The sequence below is a fragment of the Actinoplanes sp. NPDC026670 genome, assembly GCF_040638175.1.
Lineage (GTDB): Bacteria > Actinomycetota > Actinomycetes > Mycobacteriales > Micromonosporaceae > Actinoplanes.
On sequence record NZ_JBEZXU010000017.1, the window covers coordinates 95532 to 119082 of the forward strand.

Sequence of the window (23551 nt, forward strand, 5' to 3'; positions counted from 1 at the left end):
CACTTCACCTTCGCTGGTTCCGGACATGCCGCGAGACTATCGGCCACGGCCATGTCGCGGCGGCTGCGGCCCACCAGTGATGGCGGTCGCGGCATCCAGATGCCCCTCCGGGAGGGCTGGGGAAACCCGTTCGGCGAGCCGGTACGTGTCCCGGCCGGCGTTCTTCGCCGCGTACAGCGCCTCGTCGGCGGCGTCCAGCACCTCCTGCGCGGTCGCGCCGTGTTCCGGGAAGACCGCGATGCCGATCGAGACGCTGATCGGGATCCGGTCGGCGAGGCCGGGACGGCGCGGATCGACGGGCACCGGCCAGTCCCGCACCGCGGCGCCCAGCCGCTCGGCGACTATCACCCCGCCGTACGCGTCGGTCTCCGGCAGCAGCACCACGAACTCCTCCCCGCCCTGGCGGAACGCCACGTCGACCTCACGGAGCCCGATCCGGATCCGCCGCGCGAACTCGCCCAGCACCTGATCGCCCGCCGTGTGCCCGTACGTGTCGTTCACCTCCTTGAAGTGATCCAGGTCGAGGACCAGGACGGTGAGCATCCGGCCGAACCGGGTCGCCCGCTCCACCTCGCGGCGCAGCACCTCGCGCAGATAACGGTAGTTCCAGAGTCCGGTCAGCGGATCAGTCAAAGAGAGCCGTTGTGCCTCCTCGTGGACCCGGACGTTGTGCACCGCGACCCCGGCCTGACCGGCGAAGGTGCGCAGCGTACGCAGATCGGCGTCCTCGAAGGCCGGCGCACCGAGCCGGTCGTAGAGCGCCAGCACACCGAGCACCGTGGGCTCCGGCCCGCTGTCCTCGTCCGGCGGCGCGCAGATCGGCACGGCGAGATACGAGTCACAGGCGGGCTCGTCGGGGGCACGGCCGGTCGTACCCCGAAGTGGCGTCCCGGTCGTCGCGACCCGGCCGAGAACGCCCCGGCCGGGTGACAGGCGCCGCTGGGTCAGCTCGTCCGGTGTCAGGTCCCACGCGCCGGTCAGCCCGGCGCCGCAGCGGGCCGTCAGCCGCCCGTCGGCCGGGTCGGTGAGCAGGATCAGCCCGGCCCGCGCGCCGGTCGCGGTCATCGCGGTCCGCATGATCACCGGCAGGATCCGGTCCAGGTCGTGGGTGCTGGACAGGGTGTCGCCGAGGATCGCCAGATGCCGGCGCAGCTGGTCCCGGCTCGCGGTCAGCGCCTGCACGTAGGACTGGAGCTCCCGGGTCATCCGGTTGAACGTCCCGGCCAGCCGGCCCAGCTCGTCCGGCCGCGGGATCGGCACGCGGGTGTCCAGGTCGCCGTTCGCCACCCGGTCGGCGGCCCAGGCCAGATCGCCGAGCGGCCGGGTGGTGGAGCGAGCCAGCCAGCGGGCCGCGATCACCGCGGCGACCGCGGTGGCCAGCACGATCAGCAGCAGGATCAGGTACCGGACGGTGGGCCCGGCAGCCGGGACGGTCAGGGTCAGCGGCAGTGGGCGGCCCGGTTCGGCGGTCAGGGCCCGGTCTGCGGTCCCGGCGGCGACGGGCAGGCCCGCGCCGATCCGCACGGCTACGCCGGCGGCCGTTCCGAGCCGGTCCAGCAATGCGGCGTCGACCCGCTCGGCGGCGGTCACGGTGACCTCTTGGTTGTACGCGGACGCGGTCAGCGCCGTGACATGGCTCTCCGTCCGGGCCGGCTCGTTCCCCGCCCCGGCACCGGGACCGGCGCAGTCCTGACGGCCGCTCGCCGCCGGGTCGCCGGTCATCGCGGAACGGGCCAGGCTCGACTGTTCGGTTTCGGTCAGCTGGATCTCGGTGGCCAGCCCACGGGCGACCAGCTGGTCGGCGACCGCCTGACGGTCCCCAGCCGGAACCACGGCGACCGCGTCCGCCGAAGCCTGCAACTGGCGGCAGATGGCGCCGATCGCCACACTGACTGTCGTCGCAGCGTGGTCGAGGCGTTCGGTGGTCCGCTCCCGGCTCACCGCGCCGGCGGTCAACGCGACGAAGATGGACCCGAGCAGGACCGGACCGAGCACGACCACCAGGAATGCGCTGGTCAGCCGGCCACGTAGTGTCACACATCCTCCCGGGAGTGGCCCTCTTTGGAGCGATGCTGACATAGTGTGCACCGTTTGCCGGTTTTCAACAGGGGGTGTTGCATGACGGATTTAACCCCTGATGCGGAAAAATCACACCAAATCAAGATCGCGCTCCGCTCACGACTGCTCACAGCGCGTCGATCACTTCCGGTCACGGCCCTCAACGACGCCGCCGCCAAACTTCAAGATCAAACCCTTGCTCTGGTACGCCGTACCGGCGCCCGTTCCATCGCCGCCTACGTGCCGATCGGCTCCGAGCCGGGCGGCCCCGACCTGCCGGGGCGCCTGCTGTCCGCTCTTCCACCGGGCGGCCGCCTGCTCCTCCCGGTCCTGCTCCCGGACAACGACCTGACCTGGGCCGAACTGACTCCCCCCACCCCAACCCCGACCGCCGCCACCCAGCCGCCACCCAGCACCGCCGCCGACTCCCCGACCGGCCCCGACTCAGCCACCGGCTCGGCAGTCGCCGCCCCAGCCACCGGCGCCTCAATCACCGCCCTCGGCCCCGCCACCGGCTCCTCAGCTGCCCCCGACTCGGCCACCGGCTCGTCGGCCGTCGCCCCCGCCTCGGCCACCGGCTCGTCGGCCGTCGCTCCCGGCCAGGCCACCTCGGCCACCGGCTCGTCGTCGGGCCCCACTGCCGTGGCCGCCGGCTCGTCTCGCCTTGTGGCGGGCCCGCGTGGGCTGCTCGAACCCGACGGCCCCCGGCTCGGCGTGGCAGCGGTCTGCTCGGTGGACCTGCTCCTGGTGCCGGCGCTCGCGGTCGGCCCCGACGGAACCCGGATGGGACGTGGCGGCGGCTCCTACGACCGGGTGCTGGCCCGCCTCCCGGAGCCCGGGCCGCTGACCGTGGCGCTCCTGCACGACGGCGAAGACGTCCCCTTCGTCCCGGCCGAACCTCACGACCGCCGGGTACACGCCGTGATCACTCCCACCGGCGGCTTCGCTCGTCGACCGTGAGCCGTCGCTCTCGCGTCCTTCGAGGGGCCCATTCGGTGGCTGAGCGACGGCTCGTGCGTTCTCCGCGCAGGCCGCGCTGTGATATCACCCACCGCCCGGTTCTCCCTCAGGCCGAGCGCCGAGTGGACGAATTGACCTCCGATGCCGCAACATTGGCACTCGGAGTTGGCGAGTGCCAGCAGCCGATTGATCCGGAGGAGCCGTGCCTACCTACCAGTACGCCTGCACCGAGTGCGGTGAGCAGCTTGAAGCAGTGCAGTCCTTCTCCGACCCGGCGCTCACCGAATGCCCCAACTGCCAGGGCAAGCTCCGCAAGGTGTTCAACTCGGTCGGCATCGTCTTCAAGGGTTCGGGCTTCTACCGCAACGACTCCCGCTCGGGCAACGTGAGCGCCGAGAAGTCGGCGACCGGCTCCGGCGACTCGACCACCAAGAAGGCCGACACGGCGGGTTCTTCGTCGACCCCTGCGACGAGCACGCCGTCGACCTCGTCCACGAGCAGCAGCAGCACGACTTCGTCGTCGGGCGGCAGCGGCACGAAGGCCGCCGCCACCCCCTGAGCCGCGCCACCAGGCGTCACCACGCGCCGAGCCCTTCCCCGGGGCTCGGCGCGTTTTCGTTCCACCCCCACCACCGCACCCGGCACGCACTAGACGGCCACCGCGCCCGGCACGCATCGGACGACCACCCGACCCGGCACGCATCGGACAGCCACCCCGCCCGGCACGCATCGGACGGCTTTCGCGGCCGGGGTCTGTCAGCTCGGCACGGCCGTGATCGGAAGCCGTCGCCCAGCACCGGGCGGCTTTCATCGCGCGACGCGGCGGAGGCCGCCAGCCGTCGCTGAACACTGGAATACGGGCAGCATTACCTTGCTGGGCGACGGCCGGTGCGGGGTCCGCGGCCCGTTCCGCGGGGCCGTGCCTCCACCCGGCCGCGGGCAGAGTCGGTCGATGAATGAGGAACGCCGGCCTGCGTTTCCGCTGGTCGGCGTTATCTTTGCTCTTGGCGGCCAGGGGCAGCGACCGGCAACGTCGACCAGCGCACACATTGACCGATCGTGTGCACCGATCCTTGCCCCAGCAGTGACCGGAGCACACGCAAGGCCGATCGTGAGCGTTCATCCACGCCGGGACGACTACCCGAGCACACACAACGCCAACGTGTGCGCCCATCACCGCTGCGGAGCCTGTTGCTCTTGATCGCAATCTGCGACCTCGGCCCACCGAAAATAGGATCACCGAGGCTGGACCGGCCTCCAAGCGCGAGCGCAGCCGTGCCTTCTGGTTTGCATCGCCGACCCGCTCTTCCAGGCCCGACCCGGTTGGCGGCCCGGCCTAGCAAGATCCGCTGGGTGTCGGCCCGCTATCCACAGGGCCGGGTTGTCCACAGCGGTCTCCCCGCCGTACCCGCCCGTCTCCTAACGTCGGTCGCAGCCGTCGGCGGACGTCTCTGACACGCCGTTCTGCAACGAAGCCGACCGGCCGTCTCTCCCGACGGCACGAGGTATCCGCCGACGGCCCCAGCGCCGTCGTTGCGACGGCTGCCGGCAGGGCTTTTCCGAAGCTGGTCAGGTGACGACTGGAGGTTTGATGCCCCGCGAGCGAACGGCGCCGGCCGATGAACGTCTCGATCCTGTGCGATGGCATCGGCCGAGCCGGGGCACCCTGCTGCGCCTGCTCTCGGTCGCCGTGTTGTTGATCACAGCCGCCGCGGTGCTCTGGCTCAAGCCGACCGGCTGCGTCCCGGTCGAGGCCGAGCCGCAGGCTTCCGGGCCAGCCGGCCGGGCTTCCGCCTCACCGGGCCAAACGCAGACCGTCGGCAGACCGATCCCATCGGGGAGCGTCGGCGTGCCGGTGCGCCTGGCCGACCCGACGGCGCTGACCGTGGTCCGCCCCGGCAACCGGGTGGACCTGCTCAGGATCGAGAGCGACCGTGATCGCACCACCGGGGTCGCGAGCGCAGCCCTGGTCCTGGAGGTGACAGGCGCCGACGACCCGGTCACCGGCGGACTCCTCCTGGCCCTTGACCCGGCCGAAGCCAGGCAGGCGATAGCCACCCCGGGACGCGGCTTCGCGATTGTGATCCGCCCAAACTGACCCAGGCCTCATGAGCAGCGAAGAAACTCCGACCAAGGCGGTGATCGAAGGCAGCGGGCGCGTGCCGGTGAACGGCGGTCAGTCCCAGTGCGGCGGACGGTCCTCCAGCAGGCGGTCGTCGTTGGAGTAGGACCGCTCACCCCAGCCCCGCTCGGTGTCGTCACGGGTCTGCTCGGGCAGCACCGGCGCCTCTTCGGACTCGAAATCGACCTCGCGCTCGGCGTCGTTGTCACGCTCAGGGTCGTCCAGGATGTCCACGACTAAGAGGGTATGCCGACAGCGACGCGGCCGTCGTCCCCCTCCGGTTGTACCGTCGGTGAACGTGAGCTCCCCCACCAGCGTCCCGGACGATGACGCGTACTGGCAGCGCCCCGATCCGGCCGCCGAGTCGCTCGGGCGGCCCGAGCCCGCTCCACCGGCCCGGCCCGTCGAATACCAGGGACCGCCGCGCGCCGATCCGCCCCCGGCCGACTGGCGGCCGCCAACGATCGCCCATCCTCCGTCGCCGAGGCAGATGCCGCCGCAGAACTTCGAGGCCATCGACGACGCGGAGGGCTCGGCGCGCACCGTCACGTACGGAATCGGGCTGGTCGCCGGTGCCGTCTCCCTCATCATCGTCTGCCTGCTCTGCGCTCGCATCGTCTTCTGAAAGCGGCGCGGACCGCTCTCAGCGGGCGGCTGCCAGCAACGGGCGGCTGCCAGTAAGCGAACCGCTCTCAGCAAGCCGTCGGTTCGCAGTAAGCGCGCGGCACTTAACAAGCCCGCCGGCTCAGCGAGCGGGCGGCACTCAGCAAGCGGGCGGCGCTCAGACAGAGACCGCGCGACCTGGCGGGCAGGTCAGCGCGGTCCCGGTCCGGCAGCTGGCGACGTTCAGTAGGTGCCCCACACGGCGGTCGCGCCCGAGTCGCCCGTCTGGTAGAGGTACCAGGCGCTCAGGCCGCCGAGAACCAGCAGGACCACGGCGAAGGCCAGGTCGGCGATCTTCGGCAGGGCCGATGGTTTGCGGCTGGTGAGGACCACCAGGATCAGGCTGAGCACACCGAGGGCGAGGGTCAACCAGAACGTCGTGGTGCCGTTCGACATGTGCCCGTCGAGGATCTCCTTGCCCGCCGGGGAGACACGCTCCTCGCTGAGCAGGCGGTTGTAGAACTCGGTTCCGGAGAGCTTGGTGATCAGGGCGGCGACCGGCGCGACGACCGCCAGCAGCGCCACCGCCCAGCCGATCCGGGGGCGCAGGGCTGCGACGAACCCATAGACGATCGCGCCGAGAGCCAGCAGGGGCACGAAGATGACGGCGGCGTGGAGCACGAGAACGTGTACCGGCAAACCGTTGACCTGGTCTAACACCATTCCTCCTAGTTCCCGGCGGTGCTCCGGGGGGTGATCCGGGGTGAAGGCCAGCTTAGGAGTTGTCTGACTGCGCAAACATCCCCTTACCGCCAAGTCGTGATCGAACCGCATCCCGACGATGGCCGAATGCCGGGCGGTAAGGAGTCCAGGTTGGTGATTCGGTTCCGCCGTGTTGTCATGGACGAATGTCGACCGGTGAAGAACTCCTGCGTGAGCACGGATTGCGGGTCACCCGTCCCCGTCTCGCGGTGCTCGAGGTTCTGACCGGTGGCGGGCACCTGGAGGTGGACGAGATCGCCCGGCGGGTGCGGGGCCGTCTCGACTCGGTGTCGACCCAGGCCGTCTATGACGTGCTCGGAGCGCTGTCCCGGGCCGGGCTGGCCCGGCGCATCGAGCCGGCCGGCAGTCCCGCCCGTTACGAGGCGCGGGCCGGCGACAACCACCATCACATCGTCTGCCGTAGCTGCGGGGCGATCGCCGACGTCGACTGCGCGTTGGGCGAGCGTCCCTGTCTGATGCCGGCCGACGTTCACGGCTTCGAGCTGGACGAGGCCGAGATCACCTTCTGGGGCCTGTGCTCGTCCTGCCGGGCCCGCCGCGACGCTGACCTCGCCTCCTGACCAGCAGTCCGCGCTCCGATCCAGCCGGCGACCCCGCTCCTTACCAGCCAGCACGCCAGCTGAACACCAGCACCGCGGAAAGGCCGGCACCGTAGAGAGGCCGACACCGCGGAAGGCTGGCACCGCGGAAAGGGTGCGGTCGTGGAACGTGAGCCGGCTCAGGCGCTCAGGTGCTCGACCGCCGTCCACGGCTCCTTCGCCGCCACCGAAGCGCCGGCCGGGCAGACCTTACGGAAGTCGCACCACCCGCAGAGCGACCCCGGATTGACCGGAAACTCCGCATCCGGGTCGGCCCCGGCGGCCACCGCTTTCTCCGCCGCCATGATGTCCTGCGCCGTCTCCTCGGCCCGCCGCACCTGCCGGGCCAGCGACTCCTCGGTGTGCTCGTGGGCCACCACCGTCCCGGTCGGCAGGTGGTGCAGCTCGACCCGGCGGCATGGTCGCCGGAACATCCGCTCGGTGGCGAACGCATACAGCGCCAGCGCCTGTGACCCGCGCGCGTCGTCGGGTGAGAGCCCGGACCGGCCGGTCTTGTAGTCGACGATGACCGCCTCCGGACCGGCCGGGCCCATCCGGTTGTCGATCCGGTCGGCGCGCCCGTTGAGCGCGAGGATGCCGGTCTTGGCGGCGACCACCCGCTCGACGCCGAGCGGCTCGCCCTCCGGGTCGAGGGTGGCGACGTAGCTCTCCAGCCAGTCGAGCGCCCGCTTGTAGGTGACCCGCTCCTGCTCGACGTCGCGGTAGCCCTCACGCACCCAGGTGGCCTTGAGCAGGCTGGGCAGTGACTCGGGGACCCGCCGCTCGGGTGACGCCATGTACCAGTTCTTCAGCGCGGTGTGCACGCTGGCGCCGAGCGAGTTGTGCGCCCACGGTGGGCCCTTGGGTGGGCTGGGCCGGTCGATGTACGAATACCGGTATCGCCGGGGGCAGTCGGTGTAGGCCCCGAGCTTGCTCGGCGTGCAGACGAAGAGTCGCTCGGGCATGCCGGCGAAGCCGAGCTGCTCGGGGATCGCGGGCTTGGTGGCACGTCGGGTGGGGGGCACGATCCCATCCTGCCAGCACCCCCCGACACTTTCCGTCAGGGCGGATCGGTCACGGCACGGCGGCGTACGCCTTCACGAAGGCGTTGATCGCGTCGGCGATGAGCTGCACCGCGATGGCCGCCAGGAGCAGGCCGGCGATGCGGGTGAGCACCTCGATGCCGGCCGGGCGCAGCAGCCTGACGATCACTCCGGAGAAGCGCAGCACGAGCCAGACACAGGCCATCACGGCGAGGATCGCGGCCGCCAGGATCAGGTACTCGTCGGCGCTCTCGGCGCGCTGCACGTACAGCATGGTGGCGACGATGGCGCCGGGCCCGGCCAGCAACGGGGTGCCGATCGGGACGAGGGCGACGTTGCTGGTGCCGCCCTGTTCGGCGGGTTCGTCGGTCTTGCCGGTGAGCAGCTGTAACGCCACCAGGACGAGCAGCAGGCCGCCGGCCGCCTGGAGCGCGGGCAACTGGACGTGCAGGTAGTCGAGGAGGGTCTGCCCGGCGACGGCGAACCCGACGATCACGCCGAGGGCGAGCAGCACGGCCTGGGTGGCGGCCTTGTTCCGTGCCTTCGCCGGCATCGATCCGGTGAGGCCGAGGAAGACCGGGACCATGCCGGGCGGGTCGACGATCACCAGGAGCGTCACGAAGAACTCGCCGAACAGCTTGACATTCACCCGTGCAGGCTATGGTCCGTCACTCGTCGGCGCAGTCGGGTGCGGCGAGCGTCACCCGCGCCCGACGACGCAAGGCCGCCGAAAAGACGCGAGCGTCACCCGCGCCGACCGCGCAAAGGACATCGGAAAGGGGCGCGAGCGTCACCCCAGGACCGGCACTCCGGTCGCGGCGGAGACGATCTTCTCGTACATCTCGGGATCGGTTTTGAAGGCGCCGAGCTGCACGGTCTTGTGCGTGCCGTGGAAGTCGGACGAACCGGTGACGACCAGGCCGAGCCGTTGCGCCAACGCCCGGATCTGCGCCCGCTCGGCGGGCGAATGGTCCTCGTGGTCGGCCTCCAGGCCGAAGAGGCCGGCCTCGGCCAAGGCGGTGATCAGCTCGTCGGGCACGACCCGGCCGCGTTTGGTCGCCCGCGGATGGGCGAAGACCACGACGCCGCCGGCTTCCCGGACGGTCCGGACCGCATCGAAAACATCAAGATCAGACTTTGGTACGAAGTACCTGGCGCCCAGCCAAGCGGATTCGAAGGCCTCGTTCGTGGTCTTCACCAGGCCGGCTCTGATCAGCGCCTGTGCGATGTGCGGCCGTCCGACGGAGCCGCCGGCGGCGTAGCCGTACACCTCTTCCCAGGTGATCGGCACACCGTCGGCCCGCAGCTTGGCGACGATCCGCTCGCCGCGCTGCTCCCGGTCCTCGCGGAGCCCGGCCAGTTTCGCCGCGAGCACCGGCTCGGCCGGGTCGAACAGGTAGGCCAGCAGGTGCAGCGGGATGGCCGGCTCGGCGCCGTGCCAGCGGCAGGACAGTTCCGCGCCACGGACCAGCCGCATCCCCTCGGGGCGGGCCGCAGCCGCCTCAGCCCAGCCGCCCGTGGTGTCGTGGTCGGTGATCGCCATGACGTCGAGGCCGGCGGCCGCCCCGGCTCGGACCAGTTCGGCCGGGGTGAGCGTGCCGTCGCTGGCGGTGGAGTGACAGTGCAGGTCGATGTCAGGCAGGTCGATGTCGGGCAGGTCGATACTGGTCATCACCGTCACGCTACCGCTGGGCGCCGCAGTGGGCGGCGCCCAGGTCAGGCGTCGTCTCCCTCGTCGTCCTTGCCGAGCCTGGCCTCGACGGCCTGCGGCTCGTACATCTCCTCGACCACGCGCAGGTACAGCTCGTTGGGGTTGGGCAGGTGCTTGACCTCGCGCAACGCCTGATCCTGGCCGGCTGATTCGAGGACGAACGTGCCGTAGCTGAGCATGCGGCCGAGGGCGGACTGCTCATACTTCATGTCGGTCACCCGGAGGAGGGGCATCATCGCCACCTTGCGGGTGACGATGCCGTTGACCACCATCACCCGCTTGTTGGTGAGGATGAACCTGTCGAAATACCAGTCGAAGACCTCCCAGGCCACCCAGCTGATCACTCCGAGCCAGACCAGCACGGCGACGGTGACCAGGCCGTTGATGTTCTGCTTGGTCAGGAAGCCGGCTAGGTAGCCGAGGAGGAGCGTGGCTGCGGCGCCGATGCCCACCGGCTTGGCCAGGTGGATCCAGTGCCGTTTCCACTCGCCGCGGTAGCGCTCGGTGGGGAACAGGTAGCGGGCGACCAGTGTGGTCGGCTCGTCCTCCAGGGGGAGGAACCGGCGCGGGCCACCGCCGCGGTCGAGCCCCTCGAGCTCTTCCGCGGTGAAGCTGGGCGCCTCGTACTCGTCGGTCTCGTCGAAGGTGTCGTCGGCTCGACGCCGCCGCCCGTACGCCGCTTCGTCCCCATAGGGCTCGCCGTCCGGGTAATCAGGATCGTCGTCCAGCGAGGGGTCACGCCACCCGTAGCTGTCGTCGTCGTCCTGAGGGCGGCGTGCGCCCTCACCTCGCGGGTCGCGCGGCTCACCAGGATCCATGTAGAGATGCTATGCGACGAGGTCGGTGAAGAACGTGCCGAAGCCCTCGGCGATGTCGGCGATCGTGCCTCCGAGTGACTCGAACACCGACGCCGCGGCAGTCGGGTTGAAGGCGATGAAGAAGATCAAGAATGCAATACCAAGCCAGGTGAGGACCTTCTTGACCATGGGGGCCTTCTCCTCCGGTGCGGGTTAAACGCTCAGCGCCGCGGCAATACCGACGGTATCAGCTTCGTCGCTTCGTGTGAACAAAGTGGCCAGAAAGTCGATTGTCATCGGGGCCGGTCACGCCTAAGTGATCAGACACGACCGTGCAGGTAGGGCGACGGCGCCCCGAACACAAGCTCGGGCGGCACACCCTCGGAGAGATCGTGCAGGACGACGTGCTCCGCGAGAAGATAGCCCGCGCTCGCGGGCCACGCTACCGCATAGAGCCACATTCCTTTTGCCTCACTCACGTAGGCGCTGCGATCCTCCGGCGACTTGACACACCACAGTGGAGTGGGGTGCCCCGCCGCCTTGATCTTCGCATGTGGACCGGCATGGGAACCACGGTCGGCGAGCGCCTCGGAGAGCAGGTGCCCGGGGTCCAGCCCGGGTATGCCGGCGAACCGCGTGCCCAGCCCGACGCCCGGTTGCTCGGCGATCAGGATCAGGTCCGCGGGCCCGCCGCCGAGCGGCTCCGGACCACTACAGGCGAGGACCGTGGCGCGTACCCCGAACCGGTCGTCCCCCGACCAGCCGGCCCCGGTGACCATCCACCCGGACGGCAGCGGCCAGGGACACCAGAGCGGCATCCGCTCCGCGCTCGACGCCGACTCCCGCAGCACCGTTCCGACTATCTCCGCGCTGATGTGCTCGGCCACGTGGAACGGCGGAACGTCGCCACAGTTGTCGCATCGCCAGCTGCTGTGCATCAGATCCGGCTTCCGGACCTGAGCAGCGCACCTAGGGCAACTCACCGTGACACCCACACTCCATACCGTGCTGGTCGGGCGGCGCGGCGTCAAGCGAATCGGCCGAAGACGGGCCGATCCAGGTCACTCCGGCGGCGGCCCGGCGTGCGCCCGGATCCAGGCGTGCATGGCGATCCCGCTGGCCACCCCGGCGTTGATCGAGCGGGTGGAGCCGTACTGGGCGATCGAGAAGAGCTGGTCGCACGCCTGCCGGGCCGGCTCGGACAGACCCGGGCCCTCCTGGCCGAAGAGCAGCACGCACCGACGCGGCAGCGTCGTCGTCTCCATCGGGCGCGAGCCCGGGAGGTTGTCGATCCCGATGATCGGCAGATCCTCGGCGGCCGCCCAGGTCACGAAGTCCTCGATCGCCGGGTGGTGCCGCACGTGCTGGTACCGGTCGGTGACCATGGCGCCCCGGCGGTTCCACCGGCGCTGGCCGACGATGTGCACCTCGGCGGCGAGGAAGGCGTTGGCGTTGCGCACCACGGTGCCGATGTTGAAGTCGTGCTGCCAGTTCTCGATCGCGACATGGAACCCGTGCCGGCGGGTGTCGAGATCGGCGACCACGGCCTCACGCGTCCAGTAGCGGTATCGGTCCACCACGTTGCGCCGGTCGCCCAGCTCCAGCAACTCGGGATCCCAGTGGTCGCCGGCCGGCCGCTCACCCGACCACGGGCCCACGCCGACCTCGGTGGATTGGTCCTCGCTCGTGGTCATGGGGCGTTAGGCTACCGATTCGGCCGAAGGCCACCGGCAGGTGATCACGGCGGCAGCGAAATCCGCATGGACGAGCGGGAATGTCGGAGAGATCCGACAGGAGACGCAATGAGCGGCGGGGCCCTCCCCGGCACCCGCCGCCCACGCTCTGTTGGGAAAGAGTTTGCCTCACCGTCCGTATCCATGTGAAGGACTTTCGTTTGTGAGGCAGCTCACATTTAGGTTAGTTAACTATTTCGGCGCACACGCGGGATCGCTCCCATTGGCGCCACGTAGCCTGGGCATATCGCCTAGATCATACGATCAATGATCGAAGCGCCGACTCGATCGTGTCAGCAACCAGACACCAAGCGCCTACTATCCGTTACGATGAGGCGCCCGTGTCGTTTGCGGGTGTGAAACCCGGAACGTGCCGCACGCCACGTGTCGCGGCGCTCAGCACGGGAATGACTGATGGGTACCCGGAGTTTCACCCGACGAAAGCGATTCCCGCAGACGGAGGCATCATGGCGACGGTTACGCTGACCACAGCGAACTTCGACGAGGTCACCGACAAGGACGGCATCGTCCTGGTCGACTTCTGGGCCAGCTGGTGCGGGCCCTGCGTCCGCTTCGCACCGACCTACGAGCGCTCCTCGGAGAAGCACCCGGAGATCACCTTCGGCAAGGTCGACACCGAGGCCGAGCAGTTGCTCGCCGCCAAGTTCGACATCCGCTCGATCCCGACGATCATGGCGATCCGCGACGGCGTGGTGGTCTTCGCCCAGCCCGGCGCACTCCCCGAGTCCTCGCTCGAGAGCCTGATCGAGAAGGTTCAGGAGCTCGACATGGACGAGGTGCGCGAGCAGATGGCCGCACACCGCAAGGCCGCGCACGGCGAGACCGCCGAGGCCGCCGAGCCGGAGAAGGCCCCCGCGGCCGCTGAGGAGCCGGCCAAGGAAGAGGCGGCGGCAGCCGGCCGTAGCTGACCCGATACACAACGCAAAGGCCCGTGGATCATTCGATCCGCGGGCCTTTCGGCGTACGCTCCGGTGTGTACACCTGTTCGAGGAAGGTCATGGACACGACCTAGAACATGTGTTCGAATACTCGCCATGCGATGGTCCAATCTGTCGGCTCGGCCCGGTGACGCCACGCTCCTGGACAGGGCGGCGCCGGCGGCCCCACCCCTGCCGCTGGCGTTGCCCGGCGCGACAGTCCGCACCTTCGACACACCCGGGTTCGCGGGCATGACCTTCTACGAGGTGCGCGCGAAATCCCTGATCAACCGGGTGCCAGGGCAGTCGCGGGTGCCGTTCGAGTGGACCGTCAACCCCTATCGCGGCTGTTCCCACGCCTGCACCTACTGCCTGGCCGGGGACACGCCGGTCCTGCTCGCCGACGGCTCCACGCGGCCACTGGCGCAGATCCGCCCCGGCGACGCGGTGATGGGCACCATGGGCGCCGGGGCCCACCGCCGTTGCGTGCCGACCACCGTGCTCGACCACTGGGAGACCAGCAAGCCCGCCTTCCGGGTCACGCTGGCCGACGGCACCCGGCTGGTCGGCAGCGGCGACCACAGGTTCCTGACCGACCGGGGCTGGCGGCACGTCAGCCCGGCCGAGCCGCACCTGCCGGCCCTGGCGATCGGTGACCTGATGTTCGGGGTGGGCCGGTTCGCCGACCCGCCCAAGGAGTCGCCCGACTATCAGTCCGGGTTCGTCTGCGGCCTGGTCCGGGGGGACGCCGCCGACGGCGGGACGGCGGTGGAGAGCGACGCCTGGGTCCGGGCCGACGGTTACCTCGACGACGTCTCGCTGACCGAGGCGGTGCGCTGGCCCGAGGTGCCCACCGGCGACTGGTTCCGGGGCTTTCTGGCCGGCGCGTTCGGCGCGGTGGGCCGGGCCGACCGGCTCGCCGTCACCTTCGCCTGCGGCGACGCGGCCTACCTGCGGCGGATCGCGGAGGCGCTGACCCATCTCGGGCTGGCCGCCCGGGGCCCGGGTCCGCTGCGGCCGGGCATGGTCGGCCGGGTGGAGACCGAGCGGCACCTGGAGGCCGCGCTGCGCTTCCGGCACCTGACCGGGGCCTCGATGAGCGCGCTGGACGCCTCCGGGGTCGGGGTGCGCCGGGAGCGGCGGCTCGCCGTGGTCGACATCGAGGATCTCGGCCTGACCCTGCCGCTGTTCGACATCTCGACCGGCACCGGCGACTTCATCGCCGACGGGGTGGTCAGCCACAACTGCTTCGCCCGCAACACGCACACCTACCTCGACATGGATTCCGGGCACGACTTCGACACCCGCGTGGTGGTGAAGGTGAACGCGGGCGAACTCATCCGCCGCGAGCTGGGCAATCCCCGCTGGTCCGGCGCGCCGATCGCCATGGGTACGAATGTGGACGTCTACCAGCGTGCCGAAGGCCGGTACCGGTTGATGCCGGAGATCCTGGCGGCGCTGCGCGACCACGCCAACCCGTTCTCGATCCTCACCAAGGGCACCCTGATCCTGCGTGACCTCGACCTGCTCCGGCAGGCCGCCGAGGTGACCCGGGTCGGGCTGGCCTTCTCGGTCGGCTTCGTCGACGAGTCGATCTGGCGCTCGGTCGAGCCAGGCACGCCCAGCCCACGCCGCCGTCTGGAGGCGGTCCGCCGGCTCACCGACGCCGGTTTGCAGGTCGGTGTGCTGCTCGCCCCGATCCTGCCCGGCCTCACCGACACCGAGGAGTCGATCGACGGGACGGTGGCGGAGATCGCGGCGGCCGGCGCCACCGGGGTCACGCCGATCCCGCTGCACCTGCGGCCGGGCGCCCGCGAGTGGTATGCGTCGTGGATCGGCCGGGAGCACCCGGAGTTGCGGCCGCGTTATCGGGAGCTGTTCGGCAACGGCTCCTACCTGCCCCGGGCCTACCAGGAGGAGATCGGCGCCCGGGTGCGGATGGCGGCCCGCCGGCACGGCCTGCACAACCCGTCTCCGGCCACCGCCCGGCAGATGCCCACCCCGGCGCCGGCCCCCGCCGACCAGTTGACCCTGCTCTGAGGGGGGAGCAGGGCCGAGGGGGCCGACGCCGGGGTGGGGCCGGGCGCAAACAAAGCCGGGCCCGAGTCAGGCCGGGCGCGAGTCAGGCCGGGCCCGAGTCAGGCCGGGCGCGAGTCAGGCCGGGCGCGAACAGGGCCGCGCCCGAGTCAGGCCGGGCGCGAACGGGGCCGGGTCGGCGGCGAGAGTCGCCGATCAGGCGCGGCATAGAGTCGATGTATGCGGAGTGCTCAACAGATCCTGGCCGAGGCGAAGGTCATCGCGGTGGTCGGAGCGTCCCGTGACCCGTTCAAACCCGCGCACACCGTGCCGTTGCAGATCCTGCGGCACGGGTGGCGGATCCGGCCGGTCAACCCGTTCGTCGACGAGATCTTCGGCATTCCCGCCGTGCCCACGCTGGCCGACCTGGACGAGCCCGTCGACCTGGTGAACGTCTTCCGGCCGGCCCGTGACGCGGTGGATGTGGTGCGGCAGGCCGTCGCGATCAAGGCGCCCGCGGTGTGGTTGCAGAGCGGCATCGTGTCGGCCGAAGCACGCCGGATCGCCGTGGCGGCCGGGCTCGACTACGTCGAGGATCGATGCCTCGCGGTGGAGCGTGCGGTGGGCCGGCTCACCCGGTTGTCCGGAGACGAAATCCCAGGTGACATGCGCTCGTAGGCTGTCTGAGTCCTTCACCCGCTGTACGGTGCGAGGACTCGAGGAGGACGTTCGATGACCTATCCACCGGATCCGTATCAGCCGTCTCCGGACCCCTACCGGCCGGCGGATCCGTATCAGCCGCCGCCCGATCCGACGACGCCGTATCCGGGGCCGCCCAGTGGATTCGGGTACCCGCCGCCGTCCAGCGGATCCGGCTACCCGCCGCCGTCCAGCGGATCCGGCTACCCGCCGCCGTCCAGCGGATCCGGGTTCCCGCCGCCGCCCCCGCCGTACGGTGGCCCGGCCTACGGACCGCCGCCGGACAAGTCGCCGTTCGGGCCGCCCGGCTACGGGGCGCCGTACTCGCCGTACGGGCCGGTGCAGAACACCAACGCGCTGGCCATCGCATCCCTCGTGTGCTCGATCGCCGGTGTCCTGACCTGCATCAGCGCCCCGGTCGGCATCGTTCTGGGGCACATCGCGAAGAAGCAGATCAGGCAGACCCACGAGGCCGGTGAGGGGCTGGCCACGGCCGGGCTGTGGGTCGGCTACATCCTGACGATCATCGCCCTGGTCGTGGGCATCTTCTACGCCGTGGTGATCATCTGGGCGATCGCCCAGGGCGCCGACGGCTCCGCCACGTTCTGAGGCGCCAGGGGGCCGGCCTGCACCGGTCCCCTGGCGATCCGCCGATCAGCGGAACTGGGCCTCACGAACGCTGTTGCCACCGTCGACGACGAGCATCTGCCCGGTGATGTACGACGAGGCCGGCGAGCAGAGGAACGCCACCGCGGCGGCCACCTCGTCGGGTGTCCCGGGCCGGCCGATGGGTGTGCCGAGACCCTGCTTGATCTCGGTGACCGTGGACGCGGCCGTGTAGATCGTGCCGGGCGCCACACAATTGACGTTGATGCCGTCGGCGACCAGCTCCATCGCCAGCGCCCGGGTGAGACCGACCACACCCGCCTTGGCCGCCGCGTAGGCCGCCTCGGTGGGCAGCGCGTTCACCGGGCCGGCGGTGGCGGCGAGGTTCACGATCCGGCCCCAGCCACGCTCCGACATGCCGCCGCAGAACGCGCGGCTGCACAGGAACGCGGTGCTCAGGTTGCGGTCGATCTCCGATTTCCACTCGTCGTAGGTGAGCTGGGCGACCGGCCGGAGCACCTCGGGGCTGGCCCGGCTGGCGAGGCCGGCGTTGTTGACCAGCACCTCGACGTCGCCGAGCTGGTCGGAGATGGCGTCGGCGAGGGCGCCGACCTCGGACTCGTCGGTGAGATCGGCCACGAAGCCGGTCACGCCGAGCTCGGAGGCGCGGTCGTGGATGCGGCGGGTGGTGGAGACGATCGCCACCCGGGCGCCGAGATCACGCAGGCGGCGGGCCGTCGCATAGCCGATCCCGTCGGGGCTGCCGGCGCCGGTGACCAGGGCGACCTTGCCGTCCAGGCGGAGCGTGACGGGTGCGTCGCCGGAGACCTCGACCAGTTCGGCCTCGACCAGGTCCTGCATGTCGGAGCCGGACGGGCGATCCGCGTCGTTGCCGGGCGATCCGGAGTTGGGTGGTCGGCCGTCGGCGGGACGTGTGGTGTCACGCCGGGACGGGCTGCCCCCGGTGGAACGGGCGTCGAAGACCATGCGGCGATCCTGCCTGCTCCGGCAAGCCGGGGCAAACATCGTGTCACTGTGGCGTTCCCGGCGACCGCAATCCGACACCGCTGGAGAAGACGCCGAAGGGGTCACCGACCGGTGCTGAGCGGGCGGACCGGACCCTCCTCGACCAGCACCAACGGCGCTTCCTCACCGTATCGGGCGCGGAATTCCCGGCGCGTCGCCTCCAGATCGAGGGTGCCGATCTCGACACCCGCCCCATCGTGGCGACTACCCACCGTGGTGATGTGAATGCCCTGTGCCGACCAGTAGGGCAGGTCGGCCACCACCCGGTCGTGCCACTCGGTGAGTTCCGTCACGGCGTGCGCGGCGTCCCGGACCACCACGCAGTTGTCCTCTGCGCTGTTCCTGATGAAGGTGTCGAAGGCCGCTGAGGGAACCCGGTACACGATTGCCCGTACCCCAGCCTGATCGACCTCGAGGCCCGCGAAGCTGTCGGCGAACCGCTCACGCCCGCCACGGTCGATCCGTTCCATCGCGGCGGTGAGCCGCGGCGGCGTCGCCGGCAGCCGCCGGGTGCCGAGCGTCGTGAAGTGCGGCGGGTGATTGAACTCGCAGCCCGCAGTGCGCCAGCCGCCGGTCGGGCCGGCCGGCTGCGACGGGTCGGCGTCGTCGCCGGTGGCGCAGCCGGGCGCGGTCATGACGAGCGCTCCGGCGAGCAGCAGCCGGACCACTCGTTCGCGATGCATGGCATCCCCCTTCAATACCCGCCCGGGACAACGAGCAGCAACTGCCGACGTTCCGTCATCGGCGGGGCGGATCGGGAGCCTCAGCGGCGAATTAGCTTGAAAGAGGCTTGTCCGAGAATGAACACCGCGACCCCGGCCACCAGAAGGAACAATCCGGGCAGCGACTCGGCGCGCGGCGTCTGGCCCAGCCACCACCAGGCGAGAAACGCCGCACCCGGCACCTCCAGCAGGATCAGCACGCTGACCGTCGTCGCCGAGGTGCGCTGGAGCGCGTAGTTGAACATCGAGTGCCCGAGCAGCTGCGCGCCGGCGACCAGCGCCAGGATCGCCGCCCAGGTTCGGCCGTCGTAGCCGGTCAGCTCCACGCCGAAGGCCAGGCAGACCCCGAGCAGCAGGACGGCGCACGTGCCGTAGCAGATCCAGGTGTACGTGGTGGTGCTCAGCTCGGTGCGGGCCCGCTCGCCGAGCGCCGTGTACACCGCCGCGGCGAGGGCCCCGAGCAGCGCCAGCACGTCGGCCAGGACGGCCTGCGAGGACACTCCGAGGTCGACTCCGGTGGCCCAGGCCGCGCCGGCCACGGCCAGCCCGATGCCCAGCCAGCCGGCCGTCGACGGGCGCCGCCCCTGCACGGCCGCGATCAGGCCCTGCCACACCGGCTGGGTCGCGACCAGCGCCGTCGCGGTGGCCACCGAACCCAGCTGCACGCTCGGCATCCAGGTGGCGAAGTGTGCGGCCAGCGCGATGCCGGCCAGCACGCAGAACAGCCCGGCCGGGCCGCGGGCCGCCCGGCTCACCTCGGCCCGGCGCGGGCCGAGCGCGATCGGGGTGAGCACCAGGCTGGCGAGGCTGTTGCGCCAGAACGCGATCGCCAGCGCCGGGGCGGCCGCGAACGCGATGAGCGGCGCCGACGACGAGACCGCGAGCACGGCGACAGTCAACGCGATCGCGGTCGGTGCGGCCACTTGAGCCGATGAGCGCACATTCATCCCCGGCCATCGCTTCTTGCGGAGCCGACCAGTGCACTTGGTAACTGTCTATTGGCTGACAGTGATGGACTCGCTACAGTCACCGACGGCTTACCGCCCGTTTCCATCCCTCGATGTCCTGGAGGACGATTTACATGCCCGCGTACCGTGCGGTCGTGTTTGACTTTTTCGGCACTTTGACCCGATCTGTCCAGCGTGGCCCCCAGCACGCGGCGATCGCCAGGTCCCTCGGCGCCGATCCTGAGGCCGTCACCGGCGTCCTCGACCGCACCTTCCGGGCCCGTGCCTGCGGCCGATACGGCTCCGCGGAGGCCACCCTGCGCTGGGTCATCGAACAGGCCGGCGGACGACCGCGCCCCGGCGCCATCCGCGCCGCGATGCCCGCCCGCGTCGACGCCCTCCGCGCCGACACACAACTGCGACCGGAAGCGGTCAGCGCCCTGACCGCCATCCGAAGCCGTGGCGTGCGCACCGCGCTCATCAGTGACTGCACCCACGAGCTTCCCGCCTTCCTGCCCGGTCTCCCCGTGGCCCCGCTGCTGGACGCTCAGATCTACTCGGTCGAGCTGGGTGTCTGCAAACCGGACCCGGAGATCTACCTGGCCGCGTGCGCCCGCCTCGACGTCGAACCGGAGGACTGCCTCTACGTCGGCGACGGCGGCAGCCACGAACTCACCGGGGCCGCCGCGGTCGGCATGACCCCGGTCCGGCTGACCGCTCCTGATCTCGCCAACCACCTCGTCTTCGACGCCGACACCAACTTCGCGGGGCGGACGGTGCGTTCCCTCACCGAGGTCCTGGCCCTCCTGGACCCGGTTCCCGCCCTGCTATGACCGGATTCGGTACGGCCATCGGCCCCCGACCGCAGCCATGGCGCACCCGGGCCACCCCGCGACGCGGCTGCCCCCTCCCGCATCCAGCGCGCCCGCCGGGCGGGCTGCGTGGCCCCGGCGGGTCTGGTGCGCCGAGTGCGGGCCGGGTTCGTGGGAGGATGGCGCGGTGAGCTCTGGGGTGCTGGACGAGGCGATCAAGAAGGCGGCCATCGCCTGGATCTCCGTCGGGGACGGGCCGGCCTATGCGCTCTGGTGCATGCCGGTCGAGACCTCGCTGGTCGTGGTGAGTGGGCCGGGTGAGCAGTTCGCGCCGGGTCTGGCCGAGGCGGAGCGGGCCACGGTCCGGCTGCGCGGCGATCACGGCGGCCTGATCGTGCAGTCCGAGGCTACGGTGACGCGCCTGGTCCCGGGCTCCGAGGAGTGGACCGAGATCGCACCCCAGCTCGCCGGCAAGCGTCTCAACGCCAGCGGCACCGCCGACGATCTGGTCGCCCGCTGGGTGGCCGACAGCTGCGCGCTGGTCCGGCTGACCCCGGTGGCCGAGGCCGCGGCCGGTTCCGCGGAGCTGCCGGCTGATTCGCAGGCCGCACCGCCGCGGGAGACACCGGCCCGGGTCGAGACCCGCCGCCCGTTCCGTCTCCACCGGGTCACCAAGCGCTGACCCCAGCCGGGGCTCGGGGTCAGCCGATGAATGGGGGGACTGCCATCTCGCCCTTGGCCACCGGGTGGACGTGGCCGGTGACCGTCGTCGAGATCGCGGCGCCGGCCGAGGCGGTGACCGTGCAGTCGAGGCGGGACGGGCGTTTCATCTCCACGCCCTGGTGGATCCGGTAGGCCGAGGTGCCGTCGGGCGGGAGCAGGCCGGCGGCGACCAGCCAGACCCCCAGGGCCAGGGCGGCTGATCCGGTGGCCGGGTCCTCGTCGACGGTCCAGGTGGAGGAGAAGACCCGGGCGTGGGCCTCGCCACCGGACCACGCGAACACGCTCAGATCGGCACAGCCCGCCTCTTCGGCGGCCCGCGGGTTGACGCGGACCCGGGCGAGCGCCTCCCGGCGTACCGGAAGAAAGACCCAATCAAGACCACAGCCTGCGGTACGTGGGGCAGCAGCCCCGTCGAGGTCGGCGGCCGTCAGGCCCGCCGCCGAGAGCAGCGGCCCCGGGTCGAGTGGATCGCCGAGTGTCGGGGTGGCCCCGGTGAGGGTGGCCGAGCCCGCCGCGGTCACGGTGATCGGCAGCAGACCGGCGCCGCACTCCTGGACCACCTCGCCGGGCTGGAGGAGGCCGCGGCGCATCGCGGTGACCGCCGACCCGACGCTGGGGTGCCCGGCGAACGGCAACTCGATGGTCGGCGTGAAGATCCGGACCCGGTGGGTGGCCCCGGCGGTCACCGGCGGGAGCAGGAACACCGTCTCCGAAAGGTTGAACTCGCGTGCCAGCGCCTGCATCTGAACCGTGGCCAGATCGGCCGCGCCGAACACCACAGCCAGCGGATTGCCGGCGAACGGCCGATCCGTGAACACGTCGACGATCTCGTACGCCACGGTGGACATGTCCGGACCCTAACCTAATCTGGGGTCGTGACCATGGGGACGAGGGTTTACCTGGCTCGCCTCGCCGGTCTTCCGGTGTTCGACCCGAACGGCGACCGTGTCGGGCGGGTTCGTGACGCCGTCGTCCGGCTGCGTACCACCAACCGCCCGCCGCAGGTCGTCGGGCTGGTCGCCGAGATGAACCTGCGCCGCCGGATCTTCCTGCCGATCGGGCGGGTCACCAGCATGGACGCGGAGGCGGTCGTGCTCGGCACCGGTTCGCTGAACCTGCGGCGGTTCGAGAAGCGGCCGAACGAGCTGCTGGTGCTGGAGGACCTGCTGGACCGGCGGGTGACGGTGGTGGCGGAGCACGGCGACGGAGCGGATCACGCCGGTACGGTGCTGGACATCGGCATGGAGCTGAACCGGAACACCGAGTGGATCATCACGCGGGTGGCGGTCCGGGAGCACAGCCGGCTGGCCCGGCGGGGGCACGTCTATCAGGCCGAGTTCGATCGGGTACGCGGCCTGATCGGGCCCACCGACACGCAGGGCACCGCGAACCTGATCGCGCTGCTCGACCAGATGCGCCCGGCCGACATGGCGAACGCGCTCCAGGATCTGCCCGACGCCCGGCGCAACGAGGTGGCCGCCGCCCTCGACGACAGGCGGCTCGCCGACGTGCTGGAGGAGCTGCCCGAGCACGACCAGGTGGAGATCCTGGTCGGCCTGGACCGGGAGCGCGCCGCGGACGTGCTGGAGCGGATGGACCCGGACGACGCCGCCGACCTGCTGGCCGAGTTGCCGCAGACGGAGCAGACGGTGCTGCTGGACCTGATGGAGCCGGACGAGGCGGCCCCGGTGCGGCAGCTGATGAGTTACCGGCCGGGCACCGCGGGCAGTGTGATGACCTCGGAGCCGGTGATCCTCACCCCGGACACCACGGTCGCCGAGGCGCTGGCCCGGATCCGCAACCCGGAACTGTCACCCGTGGTCGCCGCGCAGGTTTTCGTGGCCCGTGCGCCGGCTGCCACGCCGACGGGTAAGTACCTGGGCATGGTGCATTTCCAACGGCTGCTGCGGGAGCCGCCGGCGTCGATCGTGGGCGGGCTGGTGGACAGCGGGATCGAGCCGCTGCGGACCGAGACCGGGCTGCTCGAGATCACCCGGCGGATGGCAACGTACGACCTGGTGGCGATGCCCGTGGTCGACTCGACGAACCGGCTGCTGGGTGCGGTCACCGTCGACGACGTGCTGGACCATTCGCTGCCCCGGGACTGGCGTGACCGGGACGCCCACGACGAGGGGGCGGCGTGAGCGAGCGCAGGGACCGGCTCGACCAGCCACGCGAGCCGGGTCGGGTGCAGTTGCCGAAATTCGATCCGGAGGCGTTCGGCCGCTGGTCGGAGAGCATCGCGCGGTACATGGGGACGGCGAAGTTCATCGTCTACATGACGGTGGTGATCGCCGCCTGGTTCGCGTGGAACACGCTCGCGCCGGAGAAGTTGCGGTTCGACCCGTACACGTTCACGTTCCTCACACTGGTCCTGTCGTTGCAGGCGTCGTACGCCGCGCCGCTGATCCTGCTGGCGCAGAACCGGCAGGCCGACCGCGACCGGCTGATCATGGAAGAGGATCGACGTCGCGCCGCGATGCAGAAGGCCGACACCGAGTTCCTGGCCCGCGAGATCGCCGCGCTGCGGATCGCCCTCGGTGAGGTCGCGACCAGGGATTTCCTCCGTTCCGAGCTGTCCCGGATGGCCGACGAGCTGGATGAAGCGGCGTTAAGGCGGGAGAAGCGGGCGCGTATGGACTGGGAAGAGGACCACACCTGACCTCGACGTAGC

At 70.8% G+C, this 23551-nt stretch carries 27 protein-coding genes; 13 read left to right on the forward strand and 14 right to left on the reverse strand.

Annotation, left to right across the window (positions count from 1 at the left end; all coding sequences use genetic code 11):
* Positions 1–36: 36 nt before the first annotated feature.
* Complete coding sequence (locus AB0E94_RS18600; protein WP_360327576.1) at positions 37–2037, reverse strand: diguanylate cyclase; 2001 nt, start codon at positions 2035–2037, stop codon at positions 37–39.
* An 81-nt stretch (positions 2038–2118) separates the two neighbouring features.
* On the opposite strand from AB0E94_RS18600, the gene AB0E94_RS18605 reads away from it, so the two are divergent.
* From AB0E94_RS18605 to AB0E94_RS18615, 3 genes are all read left to right on the forward strand, one after another.
* Complete coding sequence (locus AB0E94_RS18605) at positions 2119–3018, forward strand: 5-formyltetrahydrofolate cyclo-ligase (RefSeq protein WP_360327578.1); 900 nt, start codon at positions 2119–2121, stop codon at positions 3016–3018.
* Positions 3019–3220: 202 nt separating this feature from the next.
* Complete coding sequence (locus AB0E94_RS18610; protein WP_360327580.1) at positions 3221–3577, forward strand: FmdB family zinc ribbon protein; 357 nt, start codon at positions 3221–3223, stop codon at positions 3575–3577.
* 1032 nt (positions 3578–4609) lie between these two features.
* Positions 4610–5116 (forward strand): hypothetical protein, encoded by a 507-nt coding sequence (locus tag AB0E94_RS18615; protein WP_360327776.1) that lies wholly within the window; start codon positions 4610–4612, stop codon positions 5114–5116.
* A 78-nt stretch (positions 5117–5194) separates the two neighbouring features.
* Here the strand turns inward: AB0E94_RS18615 and AB0E94_RS18620 are convergent, their stop codons facing one another.
* The gene (locus AB0E94_RS18620; protein ID WP_317790038.1) at positions 5195–5374 is read right to left on the reverse strand and encodes a hypothetical protein; all 180 of its coding nucleotides are present in this window, start codon (positions 5372–5374) and stop codon (positions 5195–5197) included.
* A gap of 64 nt (positions 5375–5438) precedes the next feature.
* Here AB0E94_RS18620 and AB0E94_RS18625 point away from each other — a divergent pair, with 64 nt between their 5' ends.
* Positions 5439–5765 carry a translation initiation factor 2 gene (locus tag AB0E94_RS18625; RefSeq protein WP_360327582.1) on the forward strand — a complete coding sequence of 109 codons (327 nt, stop codon included), beginning with the start codon at positions 5439–5441 and terminating at the stop codon, positions 5763–5765.
* A gap of 221 nt (positions 5766–5986) precedes the next feature.
* On the opposite strand, the gene AB0E94_RS18630 is transcribed toward AB0E94_RS18625, so the two are convergent.
* A complete protein-coding gene (locus tag AB0E94_RS18630) occupies positions 5987–6442 on the reverse strand; it encodes a DUF2231 domain-containing protein (RefSeq protein ID WP_360327584.1) in 456 nt (151 codons plus the stop codon).
* Between the two features lie 209 nt (positions 6443–6651).
* Between AB0E94_RS18630 and AB0E94_RS18635 the strand changes: the two genes are divergently transcribed.
* Positions 6652–7086 carry a Fur family transcriptional regulator gene (locus AB0E94_RS18635; RefSeq protein ID WP_360327586.1) on the forward strand — a complete coding sequence of 145 codons (435 nt, stop codon included), beginning with the start codon at positions 6652–6654 and terminating at the stop codon, positions 7084–7086.
* Positions 7087–7244: 158 nt separating this feature from the next.
* On the opposite strand, the gene AB0E94_RS18640 is transcribed toward AB0E94_RS18635, so the two are convergent.
* The 7 genes from AB0E94_RS18640 to AB0E94_RS18670 form a co-directional block, all read right to left on the reverse strand.
* Complete coding sequence (locus AB0E94_RS18640; RefSeq protein WP_360327779.1) at positions 7245–8069, reverse strand: PD-(D/E)XK nuclease family protein; 825 nt, start codon at positions 8067–8069, stop codon at positions 7245–7247.
* A gap of 109 nt (positions 8070–8178) precedes the next feature.
* Positions 8179–8796, reverse strand: coding sequence for a MarC family protein (locus AB0E94_RS18645; protein WP_360327588.1), 618 nt, complete (start codon positions 8794–8796; stop codon positions 8179–8181).
* A 141-nt stretch (positions 8797–8937) separates the two neighbouring features.
* Entirely contained in the window at positions 8938–9819 is an 882-nt protein-coding gene (locus AB0E94_RS18650; RefSeq protein WP_360327590.1) for a PHP domain-containing protein, read from the reverse strand.
* 44 nt (positions 9820–9863) lie between these two features.
* Positions 9864–10676, reverse strand: a complete 813-nt coding sequence (locus tag AB0E94_RS18655; RefSeq protein ID WP_360327592.1) for a PH domain-containing protein — start codon at positions 10674–10676, stop codon at positions 9864–9866.
* A gap of 9 nt (positions 10677–10685) precedes the next feature.
* Positions 10686–10844 (reverse strand): hypothetical protein, encoded by a 159-nt coding sequence (locus AB0E94_RS18660; RefSeq protein ID WP_170167336.1) that lies wholly within the window; start codon positions 10842–10844, stop codon positions 10686–10688.
* A 131-nt stretch (positions 10845–10975) separates the two neighbouring features.
* On the reverse strand, positions 10976–11650 hold the full coding sequence (locus AB0E94_RS18665; RefSeq protein ID WP_360327594.1) for a DUF6758 family protein: 675 nt from the start codon (positions 11648–11650) through the stop codon (positions 10976–10978).
* A 66-nt stretch (positions 11651–11716) separates the two neighbouring features.
* Entirely contained in the window at positions 11717–12349 is a 633-nt protein-coding gene (locus AB0E94_RS18670; protein ID WP_360327596.1) for an RNA methyltransferase, read from the reverse strand.
* 506 nt (positions 12350–12855) lie between these two features.
* Between AB0E94_RS18670 and trxA the strand changes: the two genes are divergently transcribed.
* From trxA to AB0E94_RS18690, 4 genes are all read left to right on the forward strand, one after another.
* Positions 12856–13317: a thioredoxin gene (gene trxA / locus AB0E94_RS18675; protein ID WP_360327598.1), complete on the forward strand. Its 462-nt coding sequence runs from the start codon at positions 12856–12858 to the stop codon at positions 13315–13317.
* Between the two features lie 126 nt (positions 13318–13443).
* The gene (locus tag AB0E94_RS18680) at positions 13444–15366 is read left to right on the forward strand and encodes an intein-containing Rv2578c family radical SAM protein (RefSeq protein WP_360327600.1); all 1923 of its coding nucleotides are present in this window, start codon (positions 13444–13446) and stop codon (positions 15364–15366) included.
* Positions 15367–15582: 216 nt separating this feature from the next.
* The gene (locus tag AB0E94_RS18685) at positions 15583–16020 is read left to right on the forward strand and encodes a CoA-binding protein (RefSeq protein WP_360327602.1); all 438 of its coding nucleotides are present in this window, start codon (positions 15583–15585) and stop codon (positions 16018–16020) included.
* A 54-nt stretch (positions 16021–16074) separates the two neighbouring features.
* Positions 16075–16650, forward strand: coding sequence for a DUF4190 domain-containing protein (locus tag AB0E94_RS18690; protein WP_360327604.1), 576 nt, complete (start codon positions 16075–16077; stop codon positions 16648–16650).
* A gap of 45 nt (positions 16651–16695) precedes the next feature.
* Here the strand turns inward: AB0E94_RS18690 and AB0E94_RS18695 are convergent, their stop codons facing one another.
* The 3 genes from AB0E94_RS18695 to AB0E94_RS18705 form a co-directional block, all read right to left on the reverse strand.
* Complete coding sequence (locus AB0E94_RS18695; RefSeq protein ID WP_360327606.1) at positions 16696–17634, reverse strand: SDR family NAD(P)-dependent oxidoreductase; 939 nt, start codon at positions 17632–17634, stop codon at positions 16696–16698.
* Between the two features lie 101 nt (positions 17635–17735).
* Positions 17736–18356 carry a hypothetical protein gene (locus tag AB0E94_RS18700; protein WP_360327608.1) on the reverse strand — a complete coding sequence of 207 codons (621 nt, stop codon included), beginning with the start codon at positions 18354–18356 and terminating at the stop codon, positions 17736–17738.
* An 80-nt stretch (positions 18357–18436) separates the two neighbouring features.
* Positions 18437–19342: a DMT family transporter gene (locus AB0E94_RS18705; RefSeq protein ID WP_360327610.1), complete on the reverse strand. Its 906-nt coding sequence runs from the start codon at positions 19340–19342 to the stop codon at positions 18437–18439.
* A 134-nt stretch (positions 19343–19476) separates the two neighbouring features.
* On the opposite strand from AB0E94_RS18705, the gene AB0E94_RS18710 reads away from it, so the two are divergent.
* Together AB0E94_RS18710 and AB0E94_RS18715 are read left to right on the forward strand one after the other, a co-directional pair.
* Positions 19477–20175 carry an HAD family hydrolase gene (locus AB0E94_RS18710; RefSeq protein WP_360327612.1) on the forward strand — a complete coding sequence of 233 codons (699 nt, stop codon included), beginning with the start codon at positions 19477–19479 and terminating at the stop codon, positions 20173–20175.
* Positions 20176–20341: 166 nt separating this feature from the next.
* Positions 20342–20836, forward strand: coding sequence for a hypothetical protein (locus tag AB0E94_RS18715; protein WP_360327614.1), 495 nt, complete (start codon positions 20342–20344; stop codon positions 20834–20836).
* 19 nt (positions 20837–20855) lie between these two features.
* On the opposite strand, the gene AB0E94_RS18720 is transcribed toward AB0E94_RS18715, so the two are convergent.
* Positions 20856–21725 (reverse strand): PhzF family phenazine biosynthesis protein, encoded by an 870-nt coding sequence (locus tag AB0E94_RS18720; protein WP_360327616.1) that lies wholly within the window; start codon positions 21723–21725, stop codon positions 20856–20858.
* A gap of 27 nt (positions 21726–21752) precedes the next feature.
* Between AB0E94_RS18720 and AB0E94_RS18725 the strand changes: the two genes are divergently transcribed.
* Together AB0E94_RS18725 and AB0E94_RS18730 are read left to right on the forward strand one after the other, a co-directional pair.
* Positions 21753–23021 carry a CBS domain-containing protein gene (locus tag AB0E94_RS18725; RefSeq protein WP_360327618.1) on the forward strand — a complete coding sequence of 423 codons (1269 nt, stop codon included), beginning with the start codon at positions 21753–21755 and terminating at the stop codon, positions 23019–23021.
* Entirely contained in the window at positions 23018–23539 is a 522-nt protein-coding gene (locus AB0E94_RS18730; protein ID WP_360327620.1) for a DUF1003 domain-containing protein, read from the forward strand. The genes AB0E94_RS18725 and AB0E94_RS18730 overlap by 4 nt, the downstream gene beginning before the upstream one ends.
* Positions 23540–23551: the final 12 nt, after the last annotated feature.

What these genes read in the sequence shown, in the direction of transcription:
- AB0E94_RS18700 (WP_360327608.1), bottom strand. Translation starts at nt 18,356, where the DNA reads ATGCATCGCGAACGAGTGGTCCGGCTGCTGCTCGCCGGAGCGCTCGTC.
- AB0E94_RS18660 (WP_170167336.1), bottom strand. Translation starts at nt 10,844, where the DNA reads ATGGTCAAGAAGGTCCTCACCTGGCTTGGTATTGCATTCTTGATCTTC.
- AB0E94_RS18685 (WP_360327602.1), top strand. Translation starts at nt 15,583, where the DNA reads ATGCGGAGTGCTCAACAGATCCTGGCCGAGGCGAAGGTCATCGCGGTG.
- AB0E94_RS18690 (WP_360327604.1), top strand. Translation starts at nt 16,075, where the DNA reads ATGACCTATCCACCGGATCCGTATCAGCCGTCTCCGGACCCCTACCGG.
- AB0E94_RS18710 (WP_360327612.1), top strand. Translation starts at nt 19,477, where the DNA reads ATGCCCGCGTACCGTGCGGTCGTGTTTGACTTTTTCGGCACTTTGACC.
- trxA (WP_360327598.1), top strand. Translation starts at nt 12,856, where the DNA reads ATGGCGACGGTTACGCTGACCACAGCGAACTTCGACGAGGTCACCGAC.
- AB0E94_RS18670 (WP_360327596.1), bottom strand. Translation starts at nt 12,349, where the DNA reads ATGACCACGAGCGAGGACCAATCCACCGAGGTCGGCGTGGGCCCGTGG.
- AB0E94_RS18650 (WP_360327590.1), bottom strand. Translation starts at nt 9,819, where the DNA reads ATGACCAGTATCGACCTGCCCGACATCGACCTGCCTGACATCGACCTG.
- AB0E94_RS18720 (WP_360327616.1), bottom strand. Translation starts at nt 21,725, where the DNA reads ATGTCCACCGTGGCGTACGAGATCGTCGACGTGTTCACGGATCGGCCG.
- AB0E94_RS18655 (WP_360327592.1), bottom strand. Translation starts at nt 10,676, where the DNA reads ATGGATCCTGGTGAGCCGCGCGACCCGCGAGGTGAGGGCGCACGCCGC.
- AB0E94_RS18705 (WP_360327610.1), bottom strand. Translation starts at nt 19,342, where the DNA reads ATGAATGTGCGCTCATCGGCTCAAGTGGCCGCACCGACCGCGATCGCG.
- AB0E94_RS18605 (WP_360327578.1), top strand. Translation starts at nt 2,119, where the DNA reads ATGACGGATTTAACCCCTGATGCGGAAAAATCACACCAAATCAAGATC.
- AB0E94_RS18695 (WP_360327606.1), bottom strand. Translation starts at nt 17,634, where the DNA reads ATGGTCTTCGACGCCCGTTCCACCGGGGGCAGCCCGTCCCGGCGTGAC.
- AB0E94_RS18615 (WP_360327776.1), top strand. Translation starts at nt 4,610, where the DNA reads ATGCCCCGCGAGCGAACGGCGCCGGCCGATGAACGTCTCGATCCTGTG.
- AB0E94_RS18640 (WP_360327779.1), bottom strand. Translation starts at nt 8,069, where the DNA reads ATGCCCGAGCGACTCTTCGTCTGCACGCCGAGCAAGCTCGGGGCCTAC.
- AB0E94_RS18635 (WP_360327586.1), top strand. Translation starts at nt 6,652, where the DNA reads ATGTCGACCGGTGAAGAACTCCTGCGTGAGCACGGATTGCGGGTCACC.
- AB0E94_RS18680 (WP_360327600.1), top strand. Translation starts at nt 13,444, where the DNA reads ATGCGATGGTCCAATCTGTCGGCTCGGCCCGGTGACGCCACGCTCCTG.